Below are 1,823 nucleotides of genomic sequence, written 5' to 3' on the forward strand. Positions count from 1 at the left end.
CTAACGCGATGACCGGCAGGATCGCTCTCGCGTCCTCAGGCCCGAGTCGGCCTTCAAACCAGGAGATTCAAGCATGTCTTTTTTCAACTCGGAAAAATTGCAAGACGCTAAGAAAGCCAACCTCGACCTCCTGCAGCAAATCAGCGGCAAAATCTTTTCCAGTGTCGAGCAGCTGAGCCAGTTGCAGTTCAAGACCCTGCAGGCCTCCACCGAGGAGCAGTTCGACGGTTTTCGCAAACTGCTGGCGGTGCGTGATCCACAAGGGTTCGCTGAGCTCCAGGCTTCTTTCACCCAGCCTAATGTGCAAGCCGAACGCCTGGCTGAGTTCAATCGTCAAGTACACGCGCTGATTGTTGGCACCCAATCGGAAATTGCCCAACTGACCACGCGTCAGGTCGAGGCGGGCACCAAGCAGGTGCAAGAGTTCGTTGAAGAGATCAGCAAGAATGCACCGGCTGGCTCCGAGTCTGTTGTGGCCGGATTCAAGTCATCGCTGGCGAATGCCAGTACCGTTTTTGAAAGTGCACAGAAAGCCGTAAAACAGGCTGCTGATGTTGCCCAGAGCGGTTTTGGCGCAGCGACCGCCGCAGCCGGCAAAACCGCTCCTGGTGCCAAGGCTGCAAGCGATAGCAAATAAGTCGGATTAGAACGGTTACATGATGGCGATGGGTTTATTCCCCATCGTCATTTTTTTTTGGCCCGCCACCGGCCCCCGGCTTGCCTGCCGGCATGGCGCCGAACAGGCCGAAGAGGTTCTGAGTGTTCATGTAGAGGGCTTTTGACTGGTCGACATACTGGCGCATCAAATCCTGCATGACCGGTGCTTGCTGGTGCATGAATGCGCTCCAGGCTTCAGAGGACTGAGCGCCGGTCTGGGACTGGATGTCGATGACCGTCTGGATGCTTTTATCCAGGTAGCTGCCGAGGACACTCTGGTAGGGACCGTAGAACTGGATAATCCCCATGAGCATCTCACTGGAGAATATCGGCTCACCGCCACTTTCGGCTTCCAGAATGACCTGCAGCAAAATACTTCGAGTCAGATCCTCGCCAGTCTTGGCGTCGACCACCTCGAACGGGATTCTATCGACGACCAATTGGCGTATATCCGCAAGGGTCAAATGACTGCTGGTGTGCGTGTCATATAGACGGCGATTCGGGTACTTCTTGATCAGACGGGTGGTGTTCCGACTGTTATCTGTCATGCGGGGCTACTCACAGCGAGCCTGATTTTCAGGCATCTTATCCTACTCTGATCACAGCCACTCCAATGCCTCTGTTTCGCAGCCATCTGCGGGTAACCGCGCCCAACCAATTTCCATGCCTTCCAATTGATCGCTTGGACGACTGTGGCTCATGCAGTCTTATCGAATAGAAAAGTCGTTAGCCTCGGGGGCAAGCGGGAGTCATGCGTTTTAATCGCATGTGCTCTTTGGGAATCAGGCATCTGATTTATGAGCGAGCCGATGGTTAGCCTCGGCCCGTGCCATCTCGCTGGTATAGAGGCCTTCCGCTGTAAACCCGGACGGTTTGCAGTTTAGGTGGCGACAGCTCATTTCAATTTCTGGTGAATTCGTTTTTTTTTCTGCTGAACGCCTACGGCACGTCGCGTTCGGCTGTTGCTGCTGTCCTCAATTATAAGTTGCCGTGATACTTCAAATAATAAATAGAAAATTGACTAATCATGGTCCTGAAACGAAAAATCATCCCCAGACCGGCGCCGCCAGAGCGCCGCGGATTTGCCGTTTCTCTCCTGCCAGAAAAATAACCAAAGGAGCCCGACCCATGAAGCCTCAAGCTTCGTCCCAGCCGCGCCGTGCGGC

3 protein-coding genes are annotated in these 1,823 nt (G+C 54.1%); 1 reads left to right on the plus strand and 2 read right to left on the minus strand.

The window, feature by feature from the left end:
• The first annotated feature begins 73 nt into the window (after window positions 1-73).
• On the plus strand, window positions 74-637 hold the full coding sequence (phaP, locus tag ACRESJ_RS32890; RefSeq protein ID WP_431761631.1) for a TIGR01841 family phasin: 564 nt from the start codon (window positions 74-76) through the stop codon (window positions 635-637).
• Between the two features lie 34 nt (window positions 638-671).
• Here the strand turns inward: phaP and phaR are convergent, their stop codons facing one another.
• Both phaR and ACRESJ_RS32900 read right to left on the minus strand, forming a co-directional pair.
• Window positions 672-1,205 carry a polyhydroxyalkanoate synthesis repressor PhaR gene (gene phaR, locus ACRESJ_RS32895; protein WP_223531605.1) on the minus strand — a complete coding sequence of 178 codons (534 nt, stop codon included), beginning with the start codon at window positions 1,203-1,205 and terminating at the stop codon, window positions 672-674.
• 430 nt (window positions 1,206-1,635) lie between these two features.
• Window positions 1,636-1,823, minus strand: a 188-nt coding sequence (locus ACRESJ_RS32900; RefSeq protein WP_431761632.1) for a hypothetical protein, incomplete at its 5' end; no start/stop codon positions are given.

It is taken from the genome of Pseudomonas sp., assembly GCF_050739655.1.
GTDB lineage: Bacteria > Pseudomonadota > Gammaproteobacteria > Pseudomonadales > Pseudomonadaceae > Aquipseudomonas.

Excerpts from the sequence above, each read along its gene's own strand:
- phaP (WP_431761631.1), top strand. The coding sequence starts at position 74 with ATGTCTTTTTTCAACTCGGAAAAATTGCAAGACGCTAAGAAAGCCAAC.
- phaR (WP_223531605.1), bottom strand. The coding sequence starts at position 1,205 with ATGACAGATAACAGTCGGAACACCACCCGTCTGATCAAGAAGTACCCG.